Genomic DNA, 23,062 nt, shown 5'->3' on the forward strand with positions numbered 1-23,062 from the left:
GAATCAACTAATGAACGAGCAATTAATCAATAAATTAGATGAAGCACTTGCCTCAAAATGCAAACAGAAAGATGTCCCTGGTATGGCCATCATGGTCGCAAAAGATGGTGTGCCAATTTATAAAAATAATTATGGCTTTCGTGATGTAGATAAACAATTACCTGTCACAGAAGATACGATATTCCCAGCAGCATCTGTGACAAAGTCTTTTTCCACTTTATCAATTATGATTCTAGCTGATCAAAGAAAACTTTCACCAGAGGATTTAGTGATTGATTGGCTTCCGGAATTGAAATTACCTGGTGGGAAATATGAAAATGAATTAAAAATTCGTCACCTTTTATCTAATAGTGGAGGTTTTCCAGGATTAGGTGCAGTTAATCGTGCAAGAGCTGAAAGCATTCAAAATGATCCAGATGGAGAACATATGGCTAATCGCCTTTCCTATGATATCCATGGTGCACCTATTCAGACCGTTGAAGAATTAATGGAAATTATGTCTGTTGAATTTAATTATCGTTTACTTGGGAAACCAGGAACCACATATAATTATTCCAATGAAGGTTTTGCATTATTGCAGGAAATTATCGAACGGGCAAGTAAGCAAAGCTTTCCAGAATTTGTTCAAAAACATATTTTTGATCCATTAAAAATGACACACTCTACATTTCTAGTACAAGACTTAAATAATTACGAACGAATTACAGAAATTTATGGATATAAAGAAGGTTTTAAATCCTTCCATTCACCGGTTTGGTGGAATGTCGGTAAGATTTATACAAATGGTTCCTTAAAAACTACGGTTATTGATCTTATTAAATACTTAGAGTTATATCGACAAAACGGAACTGTAAATGGTGAAAAAATTATTTCAGCTGATGTGCTCAAACAAATGATCACTCCACAAATAGATGTACCTACAGGTGAAAAATACGGCTATGGCTTAAAACTGAGTACATATAAAGGGATTTCATTAGTTGGTCATCCAGGTGTCATCAAAGGAGGATCAGCTTATGTGATGGTTGCAGAAGAATTAGGCTTGACCTTTGCTGTATTAACGAATATTGGAGAGTTCTCTGCAGAAGGCTTAGCCCTTACTGCACTGAATGTAATTGCTGAATTGCCGGATGCACCAACAAAAAAGGAAATCGATCCTTTAAGTAGAACAGAACTAGAAACATATACTGGCCAGTATTTATCTGCTGAAGGCAGAAATATTGAAGTTACCTTACAAGGAGAACAACTTCAGTTAACAGCTCGTAATAGTCAAGCTTTTATTGAGCCTGTTGCAGAAGATACCTTCGTTACTACAGATGGGGCAAAATTCAAATTCCTCCGCTTCGAAAATGGAGAAATTGCAGGTGTATTTACTGGATTTCGTTTTGTTCCTAAAGCAAATTCCCGCTCTGAGGCAGTGCATGTAGTGTTGCTCTGAGCGTATAGTCCATCATTCATAATAGTTTAAAGATTGGGATTCATAAATAGGCTTTATGTATCCCAATCTTTATAAATAGGACTGTGGTGCTTCACATGCTAAAAAACATAGAAAATCATATCAATTCAAATTCGCTTTACATTAAAGAGCTTGGCACATGAACAAACCCTTCCATTATTCTTCTAGCTGTTCTAGCTATAGACACATTCTCAAGATGAAACTCTCCCTCTTTATTTTCCATCTTCACATTAAATTCCATTGTTCCAGAGGGATGTCCAATCCTCACATTTCCTGTAATTGTTTTACTATTCGCTAATTGATTTACTATGGTTCCTGGAATTATTGCTGCTGCTGACGTGCAGATACCACCAGTTACTGCAAAAGCTTTATGCATCTTTTGCATAGACATCGTTCTTGCAATAAAACTAATCTCCTCTGACATTATCTCCTCCCCGTTTACATCAACATAATTACTTGATGTTGCTAGGAAAACTATCTTCGGAATTGCTGGGCTTTTTTCTGTTATTTCTTCCTTATTTTCAATAAGCCCAATTTTCTCGCCTACAATTCCTCTTATTTCTTCTAATAGCTCTAGCAACTCAACATTTGAGTTAACTTGATCTGGTAATTCTTTCCCTGTTAATCCAAGATCAGAAGCTCTTACAAAAATAGCTGGTGTAGTAGCGTCTACTATAGAGACTTCGAGATTTTTTCCATTTTTTAATTCAATCCAGTCTGTTACATTTTCAGTAGGTAATAATTTTCCTGTTTTAGAACCAGCTGTATCTTTAAAATTTAAAACTATTTTTGCTCCAGTACCAGGAACGCCAGCAATAGAAAAGTCTCCTTCACTTTTGAATTTCCCATTTTCTACCGGAACCTCTGCCACAATTATTTTTTTCGTATTTGTATTATAAATCCTTACTTTAGTAATAGGTTCGACTGCTGGAACAAGCCCTTCATCTACCGCAAATGGTCCTACTCCTGCCAAAATATTCCCACAATTACTGTTATAATCTATAAACGGTTTATCAATACTTACCTGTCCAAATGTGTATTCTATATCAGCATCTATTCTTGTTGAACGTTTAATCAAAGCCACTTTACTTGATAAAGAATCTGCCCCACCAATACCATCTATCTGACGAATGTCAGGACTTCCATAGATAGACAAAATAACTTTATCTCTTTTTAGCTTATCTTTTGGCAATTCATTATCCAGAATGTATGCCCCTTTACTAGTTCCCCCACGCTGATAAACAATTTTCACCATACAAGATTTTCCCATCAACATCACCATACTTATGACTTTATATTATTTTAATCCTCTTTACTCACATTCCATAAAATAATTCCATCCGCATATTGAACATTTTTAATCGCAGTACGATTAGCATAAATACTATTCACGTCCCCTACTTTGATAATTGGAATATACTCATAGAACCATGTTTGAAAATCTTCATATAATGCTCTCGCTTCTTCCAAGGATGGTACCCCTCTAAATTCATCCACAATTTCATCGTATTTAGAATCATCGGTCCAACCTGGCCAATCTTTACGTAAAAACACATGAGCTGTAGGGTCTGGTTTATCCGTATTTGTTAAAAATAAAATATCGTAACTATTTTCATCTTCCCGTACTTCATTTAAGGTAGCCCAATCGTATACTTGTAGGGTTGCATTTAAGCCTAGTTCTTTTAATTCATGCTGTAATACAACTGCACCATTATATGAACTATCACTATCTCTTGAAGCAATGATGATAATTTCTTCACCATTATAATTTGTTTCACCTAATAACTGTTTTGCTCGTTCTGTATCAAAACTTTCATATAGTTCTTTACCACTTTCACTGAACCACATACCTTGTTGATATGTTGGCATCACGTTATGATTTAAATCATAAAACTCTGGTGACGAATAAGATGCTGTCATTATCGCTTCTTTATCAATTCCTATTAAAGCTGCCTCTCTTGCTTTTTGATCAGTAAATAAACCTTGTCTTTTATTGAATACTACATTGAGAATACCTGAAGGATATACAGCTGTTTCCACATTACCTGCTTTCTCCACAACTTCTACATTTTCAGTTGGAATGCCATAAAACACATCATATTCTCCAGTTGTTAACCCTGCTGTTGCTGTCATAGAATCTGCAATAAATAAGAAATATAGATCATCAACTAATGCTTCTTTTTTTCCGGCTAAACCATCAGCTTCCTCACTTCTAGGGGAGTAGTCATCAAATTTGGTAAAATGTAAATGCTGGTCTTGTCTCCATTCTTCAAACTTAAATGGACCTGTACCAATAAACTCCTTCACACCTTCTGTATCCGCACTTTCTCTTATTTCTTTTGGCATAATAGCAGGTAAATTACCACCACCATATGCTAAAATTAATAGAGCTGTTGATAATGGTTCTGGCATTACTAATTCCACTGTATACTCATCTATTTCTGAAAAAGATGCACCAGTAAAATACTCTTTTCCTAGCCCTGACATCTCAATCCAATCGTTCATAGAAGCGACAACATCTTCTGCTTTCAGCTCTTTACCATTATGAAACTTGACACCTTCTCTTAAGGTAAAAGTAATTATTTTTCCGTCATCACTTTGTTCCCAAGAATCTGCCAACATGGGCTGTACTTGATAATCAGAATCTGTTGTTACTAAAGTTTCAAAAATATGTTTTGCAATATCCGTTGTGGGCCTACTTGTATTTATATAAGTATCTAATGTTGGCGGCTGTTGTGGATATACTACATTCAATTGCCCGCCTGTTTCAGCTGCTTGATTCTCCTCATTTCCTTCTTGAGAACTCTTAGATTTCACTTGTGTTTCTTTTTCATTCGAGGAACAGGCCACTAAAAAAATTGTAATTAACATGACAAATAGAAACAAAATACCTCTTTTTGATTTCATTAAAATACCTCCATTCATATCATCACTACTTATTACGTTTTCCTTTGATGATGGAATCCGCTATCTCAATAACCGTCTCCATATAAACCTTAGATGGATTTGATTTATCTATCCCTAAATTTCTATTGATTGCAAACTCATCTGACACAGCCCTTCTATGAACAATAACCATATCTAGTGCTGGAATTCCTAAAATATATTGTCCATAATTACCAGCTGCTAAAAAAGCACCTTTCCATTCTGGTGATTTCTCTTCTGGTAACCACCAATAATAGCCATAATGAACCCTGTTTCCGCTTCTATCATTCATATCATCACTGTGCACAGAGATTTTTACGCTCTCTTCTATCCACTCTTTTGGAACAATTTGTTTATCATGCCACTTTCCTTTATTTACAACTAACCAGCCGATACGTGCCATATCTCTTCCAGATAAAAACATATGATATGCAAGATGCTTTGAAACTGCATTTGAATCATAACCTAACTTTCTTTGTCTTGATTGATCATAATCTTGGAACTCCAATGGTATTGCTAAATCCTTATTTAATGCTTCAAAAACCGTTTGATTTGTTTGTTGCTCAAAAATTGTACCTGCTACATTAAAATCCCAATTGCTGTACATATAGTATTCTCCAGGTTTTTTCGATCCTCTTTCTGGAACCTTAGCAGTGTCTCCTCCTGGGCTTCCTTGAGGATGGAAAACCCCAGAGCTTGAAATTAATATGTCTCGTACCTTTGCTTGTTTTTCAATTGGCAAAAGACCAGACACATCATCAATTCCTAATTCTTCTAAAGTACTATCCAGATTGATTACACCTGCTTTTACATAATTTCCATACAATAATGACATGATGCTTTTTCTAGAAGAAGCACAATAACTCACTTCAGAGATATCTCCATACGAATAAGCGATTTTTCCTTTTACAACGACCATAAATGAAGAAGTCGGCATTTCTTCTAATCTGTCATTTATTTCTTGAAAAACTTCTGAAGCATAACCAGCTTCTTCAGGTGAATCATAATACTCCCAATCTTCACCTGGAAAAATGCTGTCACCCTTCGATAAAACGTCTAAATTATTTTGTTTAGACATTTTCATTGTTCACCACTCCTTAGTTTCCTGATTTGTCTTTCAATTTCAAATTTAATTATAATTTTAGATATGACAATAAATCAAATTAAAAAATATTATAAAATCACATAAAGAACTTTTATATCCAAAATAAAACAAAAAGCGAAAATCGCGCCCTTACAGACTAAGAACGCAACTTCCTGTAGCAACGCGTAGGGGATACGGATTAAGTACGCCAAGTCACGAGAACAACATCCGTATAGTACATCCTGTACGTCGTAGCACGTCCTATGCGTCGAAAAACGTAGAGATTGCGCCCATTTTTTGGGGGGGGCTTCGATGTTAGTCGAACTTCCTTTACCCTCGAGATAAAGGAAACATGCCCCTTTAGGGGTATCCGACGTTAGGCTTTAGCCTGGTTTTAGCCGGGCTTCCTTATAAAACAAAGCCGATGTTGACTTTCACCCTCAAGGCACGACGGACACGACGAGCTAGTACGGACGTTGGTGCTCGTGACGTGACCGAACTTAGTCGATGAAGTGCGACTTTTCTTCTGTCTGCACCTGCCGGCTTGCCAATCAGTAAGACTTCTTTACCGTAGGAAGTGACGGGAAATCTCATGGTTTTTGGCGCTTGGAGCTAGAAAGTGCTAACTATGAATAAGCATTAATTTGCGTAATTTTTATGTTTTCTTATATATTAAAAGAGATTTAAACCCAATTTTCCGACAATATGTTACTCTTTATAAAGAGGGTTTAAATACTAGAAAAAATATAGGTGAATATGATGGATAAGAAAGATTTTGAATTGCTTTTAACTTTATATAACGAAGGTACAATCACAAAAACCGCACAAAAGCTGTATATGACTCAGCCTGCCGTGACCTACCGGATTATTCAACTTGAACAGAAATTTAACATCAAAATCATTATCCGAGGTAATAAAGGAGTAATATTTACTCCAGAAGGGGAATTTTTAGTTGAGCGTTCTCGAGTAATGTTAAAGGAATTAAATAATATACAGGATTCCTTACAGAACATGAGTGGCATGATTCAGGGAAAGATAAAGTTAGGTGTTTCAAATATCTTTGCATTTTACAAATTACCGCGCATGTTAGAAGGTTTTTTAACGAAGTATCCTAATGTGGAAATAGAATTAACTACTGGATGGAGCTCCGATAATTTAAAGCTGTTTCATAGCGAGGATATTCATATTGCCGTTGTAAGAGGAGAGCATAATTGGCAAGGAGAGAATATTGTTTTAGATAATGAATCTATTTGTATCGCATCTAAAAACGAAATCTCTTTAGATGATCTACCGCATCTAAATTTTATTAGCTATCAAACAGATTTGCAGCTGAAAAATACTTTTGAAAACTGGTGGAAGGATACATTCACTGTCCCACCTAAAATATCCATGCATGTTGACAGAATGGAAACAAGCAAGGAACTAGTCAAAAGAGGACTTGGCTTTTCGATTTTCCCAAGTATTTGTTTACAAGAAAGCGATGCACTAAAAACAATTGATTTAGAAACTAATGGAAAACCCCTTTCACGGACTACATCTTTATTATTTCGAAATGAACATAGAGAATTAAAGGTTTTGAATGCATTTATACAATTTGTTCGGGACTATTACAATATTTCATAGCAAAACATAAATAAAAATAGACTAAGATTTAGAGGAAGTATAAAATTCCATCTGAACCTTAGTCTTACTTATTTTAGAGCATTGGATATTATGCCAAAGTGTACTCTGCAGCCGAATTACCTGCAATTTTTCCAAATACTGCTCCTGACATTAACCCAGAACCTCCTGGGTAATTATCATAAAATATGCCTCCTACCATCTCGCCAGCAGCAAATAAACCTTCAATTGGCTCACCAGAAACATTTAACACTTGCGCCTTTTCATTTACATGTAAGCCACCAAAGGCAAATGTTATTCCACAAATTACTGGAAATGCATAGAATGGGCCTTGGTCTAGCTTTAATGCCCAATTTGATTTAGGCGGCTCTATTCCTTTCGTGCATTTTCCATCCTTTTCACTAGGATGGAACTCTCCTTCTTGCACGGCATCATTATAATTCATGATTGTTTCTAGGAACTGGCTTTTATTAATATCTATCTTCTCTGCAAGTTCTTCTAATGTAGGCGCACTAAATACTGTTGTCTCTTCTATTTTATATTCACTTCTCAAATAAGGATACACTTGAGAATCAAACACTTGATAAGCCATATAATCTGGTTGTTTTAATATCTCTCTTCCATATTTAGCATAAGTATAGTTTCTTAAATCTTCCCCTTCATCCACGAATCGCTTACCATCTTTATTTAAGATTAATCCTAGTGGATAAGAACTTTTCTTGAAAATATCTCCCGGTTTTGTAAAGTCCCCGACTTTAGGTGTATTAAAATCGGTTCCTATGGAATGACAGCCTGACCATTGTCCATATATATTTGCTCCAATATCAATTGCCATCTGCAATCCATCACCAGTATTGTATTCAGTTCCTCTAAGAATGGCATTTCCCCACTCTTCTCCCATATGTTTCATTCGGAGTTCTGTATTAGCCTCGAAGCTTCCGCATGCCAAAATAACACTTTTTGCGCCAATTGAGACGGTTTCTCCATCTTTTTCCACAACTACTCCAGTAACCTTTCCTTTTTCAGTTAATAATTTCTTTGCAGGAGACTCATACCAGACTGTAATCCCTTGTTCCTCAACTCTTTTATTTAGCATATCAATTAACCCTATACCTCGATTTGCTATTTTTACTGGCAGCCCTCCCCAAAAGTGAAATTTACCTTCTTTTTCAAATGACTGATTATCATATATTAAATCAAATTTAATGCCATTATTGCTCATCCATTCGATTGTTTCATAAGATTTGTACACTAATTGGCGAGCTAGGCTTGGTTCACTCTTATTATTTGTAACCCTCATTAAATCTTGATAATAATCTTCTGCATCATATTCCGGCATGACAATTTTACTCGCTTCATCATCCGAAATAGAAGGTATTATTCTTCTAATTGCATCTAAACCTTTATACGCAAAGCGAATAGCTCCATCTGTAAAATAAGAGTTTCCACCCCGCTTATTCGAAGGTCCTTTTTCTAACACTAATACATTTTCATTTTTTTCTCTTGCTGATATTGCTGCACATAATGCTGCATTCCCTGCTCCAACGACTATTACATCATAAAATTGTGACATCTTATTTCCCTCGTTTCTGAATATTTCTATCTAATTATTGGTTTTCCAAAGAGAAAATTCCTCTTTCATCTGTTCTAAAGCTTCTGTATCTGTACATAAGTCATAGGTGGTCATTGCCATAGCTTTTGCCGCTTGTGTCAATCCTTGCATTCCACCTTCTGATTTAGTTGCTTCCGTAAATTCCAATGTATGTGTACCTGCATCACCAATTCTAATATAAGGATGTATTGTTGGTACGATTTGTCCTACATTTCCAATATCTGACGAACCAACTCCTCCTTGCTTTGGTGGGTCATAAACGGTGATTCCTTGTAATTCCAAGTTTCTCTGATATAGATGTGCTAAAGTAACATTATTATTTCTTTCTGCATACAATAAGCCTTCTTCTATTTCACAGGTTGCCCCTACAGCTAAGCTCGATCCTTTCACTGCATTGTATACTTTTTCTTTTACCCCAATTAAATTCTTCCTAGTACTGGCTCTAATAATAAAGCTAGCTTCACTATAACCCGGCACTACATTCGGTGCCTCTCCTCCATTTGTAATAATCCCATGAACCCTAACATCATCGGTAAAATATTCCCTTAAGCCATTAATTGCAACAAAACTATTTATCATTGCATCTAATGCACTAATACCATTTTCTGGTGCTGATGCTGCATGTGATTCTTTACCATAAAATTTAAATACAGCACGAATACATGCAAGCCCACCCCTTAAAACCATTGTTCTATCTTTTGGATGTGTCATCATCGCTGCATCTAAATCATTAAATACGCCATCATCACACATATATATCTTTCCACCTCCCCCTTCCTCAGCAGGAGTACCAATTACTTTTATCTTACCTTTCAAATAAGGGTAAGCGTTTTTTAAAGCCACAGCTGCTCCAACAGCAGATGTACCAATAATGTTATGGCCACATGCATGACCAATTCCTGGTAATGCATCATATTCTGCAAGGATTCCAATTGTTGGACCACCAGGCTCCCCTTCCCAAGTGCCAATAAATGCCGTCTCTAGATTTGCTACATTCTTTTCAATAGTAAATCCCTGTTCCTTCAAGTAACCTGTTAGCCATTCAACCGCCTTATATTCTTCAAATCCCAACTCTGGATTTGCGTGGATTTTCATAGCTATATCTCGTAAATCTTTTTCTATAAGATCAACTGCTTCTTCTATTTTTCGCTTTTCATTTATTTTCACTTCATTGTCCATTCTATTTTCCATCTCCCATTTATTTATATCTGCAATCTATTAGTTAAGTTTCCACCGCTTCATATTTATCCTAGAAAGCTTGAAAACTATTTATTCCTCTATTCCTACATTCCAAAAATAAGGTTGACCATAATAGTTTAAATTTTGAACTTTATCGCTATAGGCTACAACATTATTAAAATCTCCAACTCTAATCATCGGTAATTCTTATAAATTTTAATTTATAATAAATTATAGATAATCCTTTTACTTAATTGAAATAACATTTTTTTATAAACTTGTATAAAAAATTTAAATGTGCAAAAAAATTTTCTTACTAACGGAACAATGTTTAATTGTATATGATCAAGGATTTAACAGACTTTTTATGAAAAGTAATGTTAAAATGGTTTTATACTTATCAGAAAAGGAAATAGCTTCAATACTATCACCAAAGTGAGCTATAAAAGAAATAAAGAATGTTTTATTTGAATAAAGAAATTACATTATTTAAGTCTAATGGGATTGCTATCGAAGATTTGGCAGTAGCCATTTATGTATATAAAACAGCTATGGAGCAAAATTACGGTGAAAAATTAAATATTTAAGCAGTTAAAACTGCCTTTTCGCTATGAATGTTTCTGCAAACATAAGGAGAATGCTAATGACAGAAAAAGATTGGGAATTGCTAATTGCGCTTTTTGAAGAAAAAACGATAACAAAAGCGGCAGAGAAAATGTATATTTCACAGCCTGCATTAACATATAGAATGAAACAAATAGAACAAAAATTTAATACTCAAATTATTCATAGAGGTAGTAAAGGAGTAATCTTTACTTCACAAGGTGAATATTTAGTTCAACATGCAAAGAAAACATTAAAAGAATTGGAATTAGCTAAAAATCATATAAATAACATGAAAAGCACTGTAGAAGGCGTACTAAAAATAGGAGTTTCCAGCACATTTGCCTTACACAAATTTCCTACTTTATTAAAAGGGTTTATCACAAAGTACCCAAATGCTGAAATTAAATTAATAACAGGATGGAGCACTGGAATTTTAAAATCCCTACAAAGTGAAGATATTCATGTTGCTATTATTAGAGGTAAGCATGGCTGGCACGATCACTCTGTATTATTAGATACGGAGGCGTTATCAATTGCATCAAAAACACCGATTAACCTTGAAGAATTACCATATATGAATTTTATTCACTACGACACAGACCCTTATCTTCAAAGTACTTATAGGGATTGGTGGAAGCAAACCTTTGCCACACCACCTAAAATTACAATGAATGTAGATGGAATTGAAACATGTATCAAATTAATTAAAATGGAATTAGGATTTTCTATCCTGCCAAGTATTTGTTTAACAAACAACGAAGAGCTACGACAAATGGATTTGGAAATCAATAACCAAAAACTGATTAGAGAAACGCATCTATTATATCGAAGTGAACTGGAAAATTTAAAAATAGTAGAAGCCTTCATCCAGTTTGTTAAAGATTATTATCATAGCGATTTGGAGGATCATAAATAAAGGGCTATTAGAAAGCACGTTTTTCTAATAGTCCCTTTTATTTAATTACTGACTTTTCTTCCACTCCACAAATTCGTTTTTCACACGTTTTAATGCGGATTCGTCTGTACATAAGTCATATGTAGTCATTGCCATGGACTTAGCCGCATTATTTAATCCAATCATACCTGCTTCAGATTTCGTTGCTTCTGTAAATTCTGGAGTATGTGTTCTAGCATCACCAACATGAATATATGGGTGGATTGCTGGCACAATTTGTCCTACATTTCCAAAGTCTGATGAACCTACTCCACCTTGTTTCTGTGCTTCAAATACTTCTACACCCATTGCCTCTAAATTCTCTGTATGAATTGCTGCAAGAGCTAAGTTATTATTACGTTCTGCATACAATAAACCTTCTTCGATTTCACAGGTAGCTCCAACAGCCATGCTTGATCCTTTGACTGCGTTATATACCTTTTCCTTCACTGCAACTAATGTCTTACTTGTTTTTGCACGTATAATAAATTCTGCTTCACAATAGGCAGGCACAACATTTGGCGCATCTCCACCATTTGTAATAATCCCATGAACTCTTACATCATCTGTAAAATATTCTCTTAAACTATTAATTGCCGCAAAACTATTAAGCATTGCATCTAATGCACTAATCCCATTTTCTGGAGCTGATGCTGCATGTGCAGCTTTTCCATGAAATTTAAATGTCGCGCCAATGCAGGCAAGACCACCACGCAATACAATTGTTTTCTCTTTAGGATGTGTCATCATTGCTGCATCAAGGTCATCAAATATACCTTTATCACACATTAAAATTTTCCCGCCACCATCTTCTTCTGCTGGTGTACCAATTACTTTAATCTTCCCTTTTAAGTTTGGAAAGGCATCTTTTAAAGCAATAGCTGCACCAACAGCTGATGTTCCAATAATATTATGTCCACAAGCATGTCCTAAGCCTGGTAATGCATCATATTCTGCTAAAATCCCGATTGTTGGCCCTCCTGGCTCCCCTTCCCAAGTCGCAATAAAAGCTGTTTCTAAATCAGCAACACCACGTTCAATTTCAAATCCTTCCTTCTCCAAATACGCTGTCAACCACTCTGCTGCCTTAAACTCTTTAAAAGCTAACTCCGGATTTGCATGGATTTTCAAAGCCAATTCTCTCAATTCTTTATCTCTGCTATCTACTGCTTGAATAATTTTCTCTTTTTCTACTGTTACAGCCATTTTTAATTTCTCATCCTTTCTGCTAAATATCCAAACTAATTAAGATCTACTCAATATTATAAAGTAAATAAGAAAGGAAATGAATAAATTGCTAGCTAGACATAAATTTATATTTAGAAAATTGACAATTAAAACATAATAACTTAAGGTGATAATAATGATGTAATACCAAAAGGAGGAACATAATGACGACGAACACAGCTGACTTAGTAAGGGATTATTTAAAAGAGAATTTTGATAAATTTGCACAAGTAAGTACTTATATTTTTAATCATCCAGAAATTCGTTTTACGGAAAACGCTTCTGCAGAGCATCTAGCTCAGGCGTGTGAGAAGGAAGGTTTTTCTGTAGAACGAGCAGTTGCAGGAGTTGACACAGCATTTGTAGCTACTGCTGGAAGTGGATCACCTGTTATTGGCTTTCTAGGAGAATATGATGCACTTTCTGGATTAGGGCAAGTGCCACATCAAACTACTATACAGCCAGATGGAAATGATTCAGGCCATGGCTGTGGACATAATTTACTTGGAACTGGCGCATTTGCAGCAGCATGTGCGATGAAGCAATATTTAGAAGAAAACAGTCTTCCTGGAACAGTAAAATTCTTTGGTTGTCCTGCTGAAGAAGGCGGATCTGGTAAAACTTTTATGGTAAGAGATGGTATCTTTGATGATGTAGATGTTGCTTTAACTTGGCATCCCGGTTCTACAAACTCTATTATGGACACTTCTTCTCTCGCTTGTCTTCAGGCTATCTTTAGATTTGAAGGCATTTCATCTCACGCAGCAGCGTCTCCGCATTTAGGGAGAAGCGCATTAGATGCAGTAGAGCTAATGAGCTCAGGTGTAAACTATCTTCGTGAGCATGTGATTCCAGAAGCAAGAATGCATTACGCAATTTTAAATGCTGGAGGGATTTCTCCAAATGTCGTGCAGCCTGTTGCAGAAGTAGTTCACTTAATTCGTGCGCCAATCATCAAACAAGCAGATGATATTTTCAAACGAGTAGTGAAAATTGCTGAAGGTGCTGCATTAATGACAGAAACAAAAATGGAAATGATTTTTGATGAGGGATGTTCTAACTATATTCCAAACCGTGCCCTTGAGAAAATTTTATACAATAGTTTGCTAGACTCTAGCGTTGAAGAGCCGACAGAGGAAGAAAATCAGTTTGCAAAACAAATTTGGGAATCCTTATCTGAAGTAGAACAAAACAGTTATCTAGAAAAAGCGAAATCTGCTGAAAATGCTAGTGATTATGAAGGAAAGTACTTAGCTGATTTTGTTTCTCCTTATCATCCTAAAGATGATGTTATGCCTGGATCTACAGATGTATCTGATGTAAGCTGGGTGGTTCCTACCGCACAATTACGCGCTGCCACTTCTGCACTAGGTACTCCTGGTCATTCTTGGCAGATGACTTCACAAGGGATCAGTAGCTTTGCGCATAAGGGAATGCTACGTGCCGCTGAAGCCATGGCGAAAACTGCTATCCATTTACTTCATCATGAAGATGACTTAGAAGCAGTGAAACGTGAATTCGAGGAATTTAAAGCGAAAAATCCTTATATCTGCCCAATTCCAAAAGATGCAAAACCATTGATGATTCATGAAAGAGCTTGATAATCTCATTTTAGATTAAGCAGTAAGAAAGGTCTGAACTCGTTATTACATCGAGATCAGGCCTTTTCCCTTTCCATAACTGTTTCTTCATGACATACTTTGATTGCTCTTCTTTTAATACTCGCGACACCTCATAAAAGAGCCTTAATCAGGTCGCGAAGATCAAGTAATTACATTTCTGAGCCTAGATACAGTATTATATGTTATAAGAGATTTAGTAAGTATTTAATGGGTATTATAGTAGATAGTAATTTTCGAAATAGAGAGGGAAATTCAAATGGAAAAATTTCACCAAAAACCGAATTTATATACAGATCAAGTGAGTTTAAATGTCTTTAATCTAGAAAAAGCCATTCAATTTTATACAGAGATTATCGGTTTTAAAGTACTGGAGCAAACAGATCAAAAGGCAAATTTAACAACAGATGGGGAAACTACATTATTGGCGTTAAAGCAGCCTAAAGATGTGATATCTAAAGCAGGAAGAACATCTGGTTTATATCATTTTGCGATATTATTACCAACACGAGCTGATTTGTCCGTCTTTTTACATCATATTATTAAAACTGGTTATCCATTAGGAGCTGCAGATCATCATGTGAGTGAAGCATTATACTTAACTGATCCGGATGGAAATGGAATTGAAGTTTATATTGATCGACCAGCAATAGAATGGAAATGGATTGATAATAAGGTACACATGGTTACAGACCCACTTGATGGAGATGGACTTTTAGCAGAAAGTAATGCAGAATGGGCAGGATTGCCAGCTAAAACTATTATAGGGCATATACATTTACATGTGTCTGACTTAAAGAAAGCAGAAGAATTTTATGTGAATGGATTAGGTTTCTCCATTGTTAGTCATTACCCGCAGGCTATCTTTATTTCTACTGGTCATTATCATCACCATATTGCATTAAATACTTGGCAAGGGGTAGGTGCACCAAAAGCCCCACAAAACATGGTTGGTCTTAACTGGTATACGATTGTATTTCCTGACGAGAATATAAGAGAACAAACAATGGAACGATTACAGAAAATAGGCGCTGCCGTTTCTGAAGAAGATGGATTATTTATTACCAAAGACCCGGCAGGAAATCATATTCATTTAGTTGTTAAGTAAGACAAGCAAAAATAAACCGAACTTATTCAGGAGATTTCTGAATGTAAGTTCGGTTTTTGTATGAATTCAATTAAGAACGAAAAGCGCAGAGCGCCCTTACAGGCTAAAAACGTGACGTCACGAGCACAACGTCCTGCACTAGCACGTCCTGTGCGTCGAAAAACGTAGAGATTGGAGTGGCACAACCGAGATAAAGGAAACATGCCCCTTTAGGGGTATCCGACGTTAGGCTTTAGCCTGGTTTTAGTTGGGCTTCCTTATAAAACAAAACCGATGTTGACTTATTGTAGGGCGTGACGCGAAATCTCTTAGTTTTTGGCGCTCGGAGCTGGACATGGCTATCTCTGAATAAGAATAAATTTGGTGCAAAATTTTTATGCTTTCTTATCTCCTGAAAAAACACGAAGCACTTATTAATTATGAAAGCTTCAATTCCTTCAGTTGCTCTATAGCTTGTTTTAATGTTGCTTGGTCCTGCACTAAAGCTATTCGCACATAACCTGCACCTTGAGAGCCAAACTCACTCCCTGGCACCATCACAACGCCAACTTGTTCAATAGCTTTATATGCGAAGGCATCAGCATCCATAGCATATGGATATTTTGCCCAAATAAACATTCCGCCCTTGGACGGTGTAGCACTCCAACCTAGTTCCCCAAGCCCTTCCATCAAGATACGATGGCGCTCTGAAAACTCTGCTCGAAGCTTTTCCGTTATTTCTTCTGCATGGTCTAGAGCCACTATTGCGGCTTCTTGAATCGGCGCAAAAGTACCATAATCTAAGTTCGTCTTTAATTCTCGTAAAATATCAATTGCTTTAGCATTTCCAACAATATAGGCAATTCTCGCACCTGCTAAGCTAAAGCTTTTTGATAAAGAATTAATTTCCATCCCTACTTCTTTTGCTCCTGGTGTTTCTAAAAAGCTATGTGGTGCATCTCCTTCAAAATAATATTCAGAATAAGCGGCATCATGTAATACCATAATATTATACTGTTTTGCAAAGGCAATAACCTTCTCGAAAAACTCTCTATTTGGCATTGCTGGCACTGGATTTCCAGGTAAGTTTAAAATCATTAATTTTGCAGCTTCAGCAATTTCTTCAGGTATCATATCTAAATCTGGCAGAAAATTATTTTCTTCCAACAATGGCATTCCAAACGGCACTGCACCCGCTAATTTAATCCCTGTATCATAAGCAATATAAGCTGGATTTGTTGTTAAAACAACATCTCCCTCATTACAAAATGCCATTGGTAGATGAACAAGGCCTTCCTGTGAACCCATAGTCTGCAAAACTTCTGTTTTCGAATCTAGTTTCACATTAGAACGGCGTTCATAATAGCGAGCTACAGCTTCATTAAAAGCTGCTGTGCCACCAAGCGTATAGCCATAATTTGTTGATAAAAAGCTTTGTTCCGCTAATTTTTTACGAATAATTTCTGCTGGTGGTAGATCTGGACTTCCTAAGCTTAGGTCAATTATATTTCCACCATTTGCTTCTTTCTTTTTTGCAGCTTCCTTTAATTTACCAAAGATGGCTGGTGAAAATATCGACATCTTTTTAGAAGGTATGATCTCCAAAATGAATCCCCCTTTAATAATATATCTCTATCTATTTCTTTAAATTTCATAGATTAGCTTTGCAGCAATAACATCAAAAATTCCCATTCCTACAGATTTAAAAACAGTCTTTCCTTCTTTAATTTTATCTTGTTCCCCATTTTTAATCATCTGTTCCATATCTAAGACTCGGTCTTCTGTAAAACCTAATTCTTTTGCTTGGATTAGCTCGCCACTTTCCTCAAATGCCATATGTGTATCAACATATAGATGGTCGGCTTGTCCAAGGATATAATTTGGAATTTCCTGCATAAACGGCTTAAACGCTCCTGAAGCAGCAAAATGTTTCCCGGATAAATCTATCTGTGTTATTTCTGGAATAACAGGCTCATGTGAAGTTGTTGTTGTAATCACAATATCCGCTTGTTCTAGAATCTCTTTAGGATCTGCCTTTTTAAATTCGATCTGAGGGAAATGTACTTTAGCTTTTTCTATATATTGCTGAAGTCTATCCTCACTCCGGTTATAAATCAATGCTGTTTCTATTGGTCTTACTGCACAAGCAGCCTGTAAATGACTCCAGCCCTGATCACCTGTTCCAATAACACCAACTATTTTGGCATCATCTTTCGCCATATATTTCATACCTAGGCCGCCTATTGCTCCGGTACGCAATGCTGTAATTGTACGTGCATCCATTACCGCTAATGGTTTTAGTGTCTTCCTATCACTCAGCACATAGGTACCATGCAAGGTTGCTTCTCCTATTGCAGCATTACCTGGAGCAACACCAACTAATTTCACACCGTAATAATTATCGTAATAAGCTGGCATTAGCAGCGATGTATTATCCCCATCGCCAATAATCATTCGTTCTGGTATAACGATATCTACTTCTGAATCCTGCAAATAAAAATTCTCTATGATACGAATGACGTCTTCCATTGAAATGATTTTCTCTATATCTTCCGCATTGTAAATTCGCATCTTGTTACCTCCCATTTCCTTCACAGAAAAGCGTCCGTGAAACTCCTGTCAGTTTAATGTAGACAGGAGAAAACGGGCGTTAACTGCCTCATTTACTTTAGCAATTATCAGCTAGTCCTGTTGTGCTCTTAAAATAATAGCACAAAAACCTTTTGCTACTACCGGCATAATGCGCTCATCAAAATCAAAGCGTTCATGGTGATGTGGATATACATCCGCTTCATTTGGCATTTTTGCTCCTGCAAAGAAGAAGGAACCTGGTACTTTCTGTGTATAATAAGAGAAGTCTTCCCCAGGCATTACTGGTGGTGTCTCAATTACTTCGTTTACACCTTCAACATTTACTAAGGTATCACGTACAATTTCTGTTTCTCTTGTATGGTTAAATAATGCGTCATAGCCTCTTTCATAATTAACATCGGCTTCTGCACCATGTGCTTCTGCCACAGATGTTGCAATACGTTTCATGCTTTCTTCTGCTAAATCACGAATCTCTGGATCATAAGTACGCACTGTACCGATTAATGTAGCTGTTTCCGGAATAACATTAAAGGCATCTCCTGATTTAAAAGAACCAATAGAAAGAACAATTTGCTTCAATGGATCTACTTGACGACTTGCAATAGATTGTAAGTTAATAGCAACATGAGAACCGATAATAATTGGATCTACTGTTTCTTGTGGAACTGCACCATGTCCACCTTTTCCTTTTATTGTAATGATAAATTTATCCGCTGCCGCTTGAATATATCCATCACGATAATAAAAATTACCAAGTGGTAAAGTGCTTTGTAAGTGGCATCCATAAATCTCATCTACTCCGTCTAAGCATCCATCTTCAATCATTGGTTTTGCCCCACCTGGCGCAACTTCCTCTGCAAATTGGTGAATAAATACAACTTTTCCTGGGATACGATCTCTATGCTTTGCTAGTACTTTTGCAGTTCCTAATAATGCAGTAGTGTGTCCATCATGTCCACAAGCATGCATTACTCCTGGTACGGTTGACTTATAAGGAACATCTTTTTTATCATCGATTGGTAACGCATCAAAATCGGCACGTAAAGCGATTGTCTTACCTGGCTTACCTCCAACTAATGTACCTACAACACCTCGTCCTCCAACATTACGGCGCACTTCTATTCCTAATTCTTCTAAAAATGCTGCAACTTTCTCTGGAGTTCTCTCTTCATGGAAGGAAAGCTCTGGATGCATATGAAAATCACGACGTAGCTCGACTAATTCATTGTCTAAACCATCTACTTCTACATATAAATCTTTTAATAAATCTCCCATTTTTTCACCTCATCTAGGGATGAAACAAAAGAATTTTAGATTAGATGTTTTCAAGCATAATTACTAAAAATAGCCGCTTCGGAAATATACTTCGCTTTCCATGGGCGGCTGGAGAGCCTCGACGGACAGGACGTCCTAATGCAGACGTTGCCACAGGATGTGGCGTACTCGTCTGCCTCGTGCTTACGCACTGTGGGGTCTCACCTAGGCCTTGCTCCCATAGGAGTCTACGTATATTTCCTACGCTTTTTTGTACTTTGCTTGGTTCTTTTAAACTTAAATTCTTTTTATTCCAATCTCCTTTCTATTTACTATCATTCTATCGAATTCTCGTAAGCGTTTCCAGCTAATTTTGCATAATGGAATTAGCTAAAGTCTCTCAGCTTGAAATAAGCTGAGAAATTACAGCTAGTAGTGCGTGTTCAAAGAAAAATAAGCAAGAATACTTTCACTAGATTTTTAAATATTCTCTAATAAATTACTTCACTATCTTACAATCACTTGACCATTTCCATCTAAATCACATTCGCCAGAAGCTACACAAATTTTCCCATTTACAATTACATAATCAATACCTTCTGGTTCGTTCAGAGGTTCTTCATATGTTGCTGTATCCGCTACTGCCGCTGGATCAAAAATAACAATATCTGCCCAGTAGTCTGGCTGTAGCACCCCGCGTTTTTCAAGACGCATCATTTGTGCAACAGCACCTGACATGCTATGGACTGCCTCTTCTAAACGCAATACCTTTTGCTCCCTTACATAACGCCCTAAAACTCTTGGCTGAGTTCCAGATAAACGTGGATGTGGTTTTCCACCAAAAACGCTGTCAGAGCCTACTGTAAAATATGGACTCTTCATTGCAAGTATCATATCTTCCTCATTTCCCCAATGAGCAACCATCGTTACATTTCCTTCTTCTTCAATTAGAATGTCAAAGCCTGCATCTGCTGGATCTACACCACGTAATGATGCAATTTCTGCAACGCTTTTCCCTTCAATTTGTTTATTCTTTTCACTTCCTACTGACGCAACAATGACATTATCCCAACCACTGTTATATACAAAATTCTCGTATTCTGTACTTTCTGCAATATCTTGCTTTGCTTTTTGACGAGATACTGGATCCTTAAGACGCTCCAACATCTGAACCGTTCCGCCTTCATGCATCCAAGGTGGTAACATCGCAGCTAACACAGTAGATCCCGCTGTATATGGATATTGATCAAAGGTAACTTCTATGCCTTCTGCACGAGCATCTTCCATCTTCTTAAGTGCTTCTGGATAGTATTCTCGATTACGTACGCCCATTACTTTAAAATGTGAAATATGCAAACGAACTCCTGACTCACGTGCTACATGTAGCATCTCATCAATTGCCTCTAAAATAGAAAAGCTTTCATTACGCATATGAACAACAAAACACCCATCATATTTTGCAACAACCTTACACATTTCTGTTAGCTCTTCTGTAGCCGAAAATAAATTCGGTGGATATACTAAACCAGAAGAAAATCCAATCGCTCCCTGCTCCATACCAATTTCAACAAGCTCACACATTTTAGCAATTTCCTCTGCCGTTGCTTCACGTTTTTCCCAGCCCATCACTAATGTACGCACATTTCCATGAGGCACCATATATGTAACATTTCCTAATAAATTTGCTTTACGGAGTACTTGTAAATATTCCTCGATGCTTGACCAGTTCCAATCACCTATATCTCCATTTAACCCTTTTAACTGTGATTGCCATAAAGGTTTTGTTTCATCACTCACAGGAGCAACAGATATGCCATCTTGTCCTAATAATTCTGTGGTTACTCCTTGTTTTAATTTTATTTGATGCACTTCTGATTTCATACATAATAAATCAGAATGTACATGTGGATCGATAAATCCAGGTGTCACAACACGGCCAGTCGCATCTATAACCTTTTTCGCCTCTGCCTGCATATTTCTTTCCATTTTGGCAATTTTTCCATCTTTAATTGCTACATCTAACTTTGTCCAAGGATTATTCATGCCATCAATGACATGGCCATTTTTTATTAAAATATCATACATTTCTCTATCTCCTTTTTCCAACTTTCTCTTGTTGATTATAACATAGTTCTGATAATTCAGTATTAACAGGCGCTTTTTCAATTTACCATTATAATATAAGGAATATACTTTTATAAGGAGGGCAAAGCGATTGAAGCAGGGAAAAGTAAGTATCTCATTTATATTTATCTTATTGTTAGCTCCGTGTGCGAGTAAGCTAGATAGAGCTAGCTCTGAATAAGCATTAATTTGCATAATTTTATCCATTGAAAAACACACTAGCCGATTTTAATACCAGCTAGTGTGTTGAATTATTCTAGACTATCTAATGGCCAACAAGGTCGAGTTAATTGTTCCCAAGTAAAATTACCGAAGTCACCATTACTCACTCCAAGAGTGTTTAATAAGATAATCTTTGAAGCTATATCACGATAAAAAGCACGGAAATGAAGTGTGGATTTAACCCCAATAATTTTTGCCTTTTGTGGTTCTAGTCCAAGAGCTGAATAGCTATTTGGGTCTAAATGTGAAAAGGATATTTCGCAAATAACGACATAAATATTACCAACTTTTATCACCGCAGTTCTTCCCATGTTTTCCATCACATTGGTTTGTTGTAATAAGAACTTCCCTTCACTTTTATGATGCAATAAACCCGTAATCTCTACTGGGTTTCCCCACCTTTTATCTAGTTTATGCCCAACAGACAATTTGACTTCTGTGCCTTCACTATAATCATAGACCTCTTCTACTGCTTCAGGATCTACAATCGTAACATATGCAGTATCTTGAAATTGATTTTCAAGTAGTGCTTTAAGTAAAAATGCACAATCTCCTGGGGCTCCGGCTAGGGTAGAATCAGAGGATTCTGAGATAACTACCGGTTTATTTAAGCTTGGATTATTTTTCACAAATTCAATTGCTTCTTTTGGTTCTAAACGTTTTGGTATAAATGTATCTCTGATAGACCATGCTTTCTCTAATACCTTATCTGCTGTGCTTTTCGCAATACTTTTATTAGCATTAGCAACAACTAAGGCTACGGTACCAGTATTTGGAATATCTAACCATGGCTGGACCGGAAAGAAGCTTACAACTTCTACATCCTGTGTTTCTTCTAACTCACGGCAATAATCGATAATCTCTTTAATAGGACCTTCCGAATCATCTTGAGCTTCCGGGCTAGTTAGCATAGATATCTTTTTCATTTCCATCACAGGATTCAATTGATTTGAAAGTGTCTGTAGCAGTAGTTCAGCTGCTTTAATTCCTGTTTCAAAATGATCAACATGTGGAAATGTCTTATATCCAACAATAACATCTGCATGCTTCAGCATCTGTTCTGTCATATGGGCATGAGGATCTAATGTAATAGCGATTGGAATTTCTGTTCCAACCACATTGCGAATAGCTGATAATAGATCACCTTCTGGATCATCACATTGCTCAGTAAGCATTGCTCCATGAAGTGCTAAAAGAACTCCTTCTATATCTTGCATCTTAGAAATTCTAGTTAAAAACTCACTTTTAAAATGCTGATATGCATCTTCTGTTACTTTTCCCCCAGCAATTGATTTCGTTGCTATCGTAGGTTGAACGATCTTTTCTGTTTGCTGTAATACATGTAAGAATCCACCAATCTCTGTTCGTGTACCAGTCAACATTGTAAGTACCTCATCTCCATAATAGAGATAATTATTAGAGAATACTTCTAATGTTGTTGGCACAGGAGAAAATGAATTCGTTTCTTGCATCATGGAACCAATTACAATAGTCATAGAATTAAGAACTCCTTCCTTCTATATA

The 23,062-nt window shown here is 36.4% G+C and carries 17 protein-coding genes; 6 read left to right on the forward strand and 11 right to left on the reverse strand.

Annotation, left to right across the window (positions count from 1 at the left end; all coding sequences use genetic code 11):
• Positions 1 to 10: 10 nt before the first annotated feature.
• Positions 11 to 1,435, forward strand: coding sequence for a serine hydrolase (locus AB4Y30_RS16380; RefSeq protein ID WP_368653250.1), 1,425 nt, complete (start codon positions 11 to 13; stop codon positions 1,433 to 1,435).
• A 136-nt stretch (positions 1,436 to 1,571) separates the two neighbouring features.
• On the opposite strand, the gene AB4Y30_RS16385 is transcribed toward AB4Y30_RS16380, so the two are convergent.
• Genes AB4Y30_RS16385 through AB4Y30_RS16395 form a run of 3 tightly spaced genes read right to left on the reverse strand, consistent with a single transcriptional unit; the run spans position 1,572 to position 5,462 of the window.
• On the reverse strand, positions 1,572 to 2,708 hold the full coding sequence (locus AB4Y30_RS16385; protein WP_368653251.1) for a 2-methylaconitate cis-trans isomerase PrpF family protein: 1,137 nt from the start codon (positions 2,706 to 2,708) through the stop codon (positions 1,572 to 1,574).
• 47 nt (positions 2,709 to 2,755) lie between these two features.
• Positions 2,756 to 4,360 carry an ABC transporter substrate-binding protein gene (locus AB4Y30_RS16390; RefSeq protein ID WP_368653252.1) on the reverse strand — a complete coding sequence of 535 codons (1,605 nt, stop codon included), beginning with the start codon at positions 4,358 to 4,360 and terminating at the stop codon, positions 2,756 to 2,758.
• A 25-nt stretch (positions 4,361 to 4,385) separates the two neighbouring features.
• Entirely contained in the window at positions 4,386 to 5,462 is a 1,077-nt protein-coding gene (locus AB4Y30_RS16395) for a serine hydrolase domain-containing protein (RefSeq protein WP_368653253.1), read from the reverse strand.
• Positions 5,463 to 6,221: 759 nt separating this feature from the next.
• Here AB4Y30_RS16395 and AB4Y30_RS16400 point away from each other — a divergent pair.
• Positions 6,222 to 7,085: a LysR family transcriptional regulator gene (locus tag AB4Y30_RS16400; protein WP_368653254.1), complete on the forward strand. Its 864-nt coding sequence runs from the start codon at positions 6,222 to 6,224 to the stop codon at positions 7,083 to 7,085.
• A gap of 88 nt (positions 7,086 to 7,173) precedes the next feature.
• Here the strand turns inward: AB4Y30_RS16400 and tcuA are convergent, their stop codons facing one another.
• Together tcuA and AB4Y30_RS16410 are read right to left on the reverse strand one after the other, a co-directional pair.
• Positions 7,174 to 8,655, reverse strand: coding sequence for an FAD-dependent tricarballylate dehydrogenase TcuA (tcuA, locus tag AB4Y30_RS16405; protein WP_368653255.1), 1,482 nt, complete (start codon positions 8,653 to 8,655; stop codon positions 7,174 to 7,176).
• A gap of 30 nt (positions 8,656 to 8,685) precedes the next feature.
• Positions 8,686 to 9,873 (reverse strand): M20 family metallopeptidase, encoded by a 1,188-nt coding sequence (locus AB4Y30_RS16410; protein WP_368653256.1) that lies wholly within the window; start codon positions 9,871 to 9,873, stop codon positions 8,686 to 8,688.
• 467 nt (positions 9,874 to 10,340) lie between these two features.
• On the opposite strand from AB4Y30_RS16410, the gene AB4Y30_RS16415 reads away from it, so the two are divergent.
• Positions 10,341 to 10,460, forward strand: a complete 120-nt coding sequence (locus tag AB4Y30_RS16415) for a hypothetical protein (protein ID WP_368653257.1) — start codon at positions 10,341 to 10,343, stop codon at positions 10,458 to 10,460.
• Positions 10,461 to 10,516: 56 nt separating this feature from the next.
• Positions 10,517 to 11,395 (forward strand): LysR family transcriptional regulator, encoded by an 879-nt coding sequence (locus tag AB4Y30_RS16420; protein WP_368653258.1) that lies wholly within the window; start codon positions 10,517 to 10,519, stop codon positions 11,393 to 11,395.
• A gap of 45 nt (positions 11,396 to 11,440) precedes the next feature.
• Here AB4Y30_RS16420 and AB4Y30_RS16425 read toward each other — a convergent pair whose 3' ends face one another.
• Positions 11,441 to 12,619, reverse strand: a complete 1,179-nt coding sequence (locus AB4Y30_RS16425; protein ID WP_368653259.1) for a M20 family metallopeptidase — start codon at positions 12,617 to 12,619, stop codon at positions 11,441 to 11,443.
• Positions 12,620 to 12,804: 185 nt separating this feature from the next.
• Here AB4Y30_RS16425 and AB4Y30_RS16430 point away from each other — a divergent pair, with 185 nt between their 5' ends.
• Together AB4Y30_RS16430 and AB4Y30_RS16435 are read left to right on the forward strand one after the other, a co-directional pair.
• The gene (locus AB4Y30_RS16430; RefSeq protein WP_368653260.1) at positions 12,805 to 14,241 is read left to right on the forward strand and encodes an amidohydrolase; all 1,437 of its coding nucleotides are present in this window, start codon (positions 12,805 to 12,807) and stop codon (positions 14,239 to 14,241) included.
• Positions 14,242 to 14,518: 277 nt separating this feature from the next.
• Complete coding sequence (locus tag AB4Y30_RS16435; RefSeq protein ID WP_368653261.1) at positions 14,519 to 15,367, forward strand: VOC family protein; 849 nt, start codon at positions 14,519 to 14,521, stop codon at positions 15,365 to 15,367.
• Between the two features lie 417 nt (positions 15,368 to 15,784).
• Here the strand turns inward: AB4Y30_RS16435 and AB4Y30_RS16440 are convergent, their stop codons facing one another.
• The 5 genes from AB4Y30_RS16440 to AB4Y30_RS16460 form a co-directional block, all read right to left on the reverse strand.
• Complete coding sequence (locus AB4Y30_RS16440) at positions 15,785 to 16,951, reverse strand: aminotransferase class I/II-fold pyridoxal phosphate-dependent enzyme (protein WP_368653262.1); 1,167 nt, start codon at positions 16,949 to 16,951, stop codon at positions 15,785 to 15,787.
• Between the two features lie 39 nt (positions 16,952 to 16,990).
• A complete protein-coding gene (locus AB4Y30_RS16445; RefSeq protein ID WP_368653263.1) occupies positions 16,991 to 17,917 on the reverse strand; it encodes an ornithine cyclodeaminase family protein in 927 nt (308 codons plus the stop codon).
• Positions 17,918 to 18,028: 111 nt separating this feature from the next.
• The gene (locus AB4Y30_RS16450) at positions 18,029 to 19,213 is read right to left on the reverse strand and encodes a M20 family metallopeptidase (protein WP_368653264.1); all 1,185 of its coding nucleotides are present in this window, start codon (positions 19,211 to 19,213) and stop codon (positions 18,029 to 18,031) included.
• A 486-nt stretch (positions 19,214 to 19,699) separates the two neighbouring features.
• A complete protein-coding gene (locus tag AB4Y30_RS16455; RefSeq protein WP_368653265.1) occupies positions 19,700 to 21,277 on the reverse strand; it encodes an amidohydrolase family protein in 1,578 nt (525 codons plus the stop codon).
• A gap of 290 nt (positions 21,278 to 21,567) precedes the next feature.
• Positions 21,568 to 23,034, reverse strand: a complete 1,467-nt coding sequence (locus AB4Y30_RS16460) for a M81 family metallopeptidase (RefSeq protein ID WP_368653266.1) — start codon at positions 23,032 to 23,034, stop codon at positions 21,568 to 21,570.
• Positions 23,035 to 23,062: the final 28 nt, after the last annotated feature.

Origin of the sequence: Ornithinibacillus sp. 4-3, assembly GCF_040958695.1 — a bacterium.
Classification (GTDB): Bacteria; Bacillota; Bacilli; order Bacillales; family Amphibacillaceae; genus CALAMD01.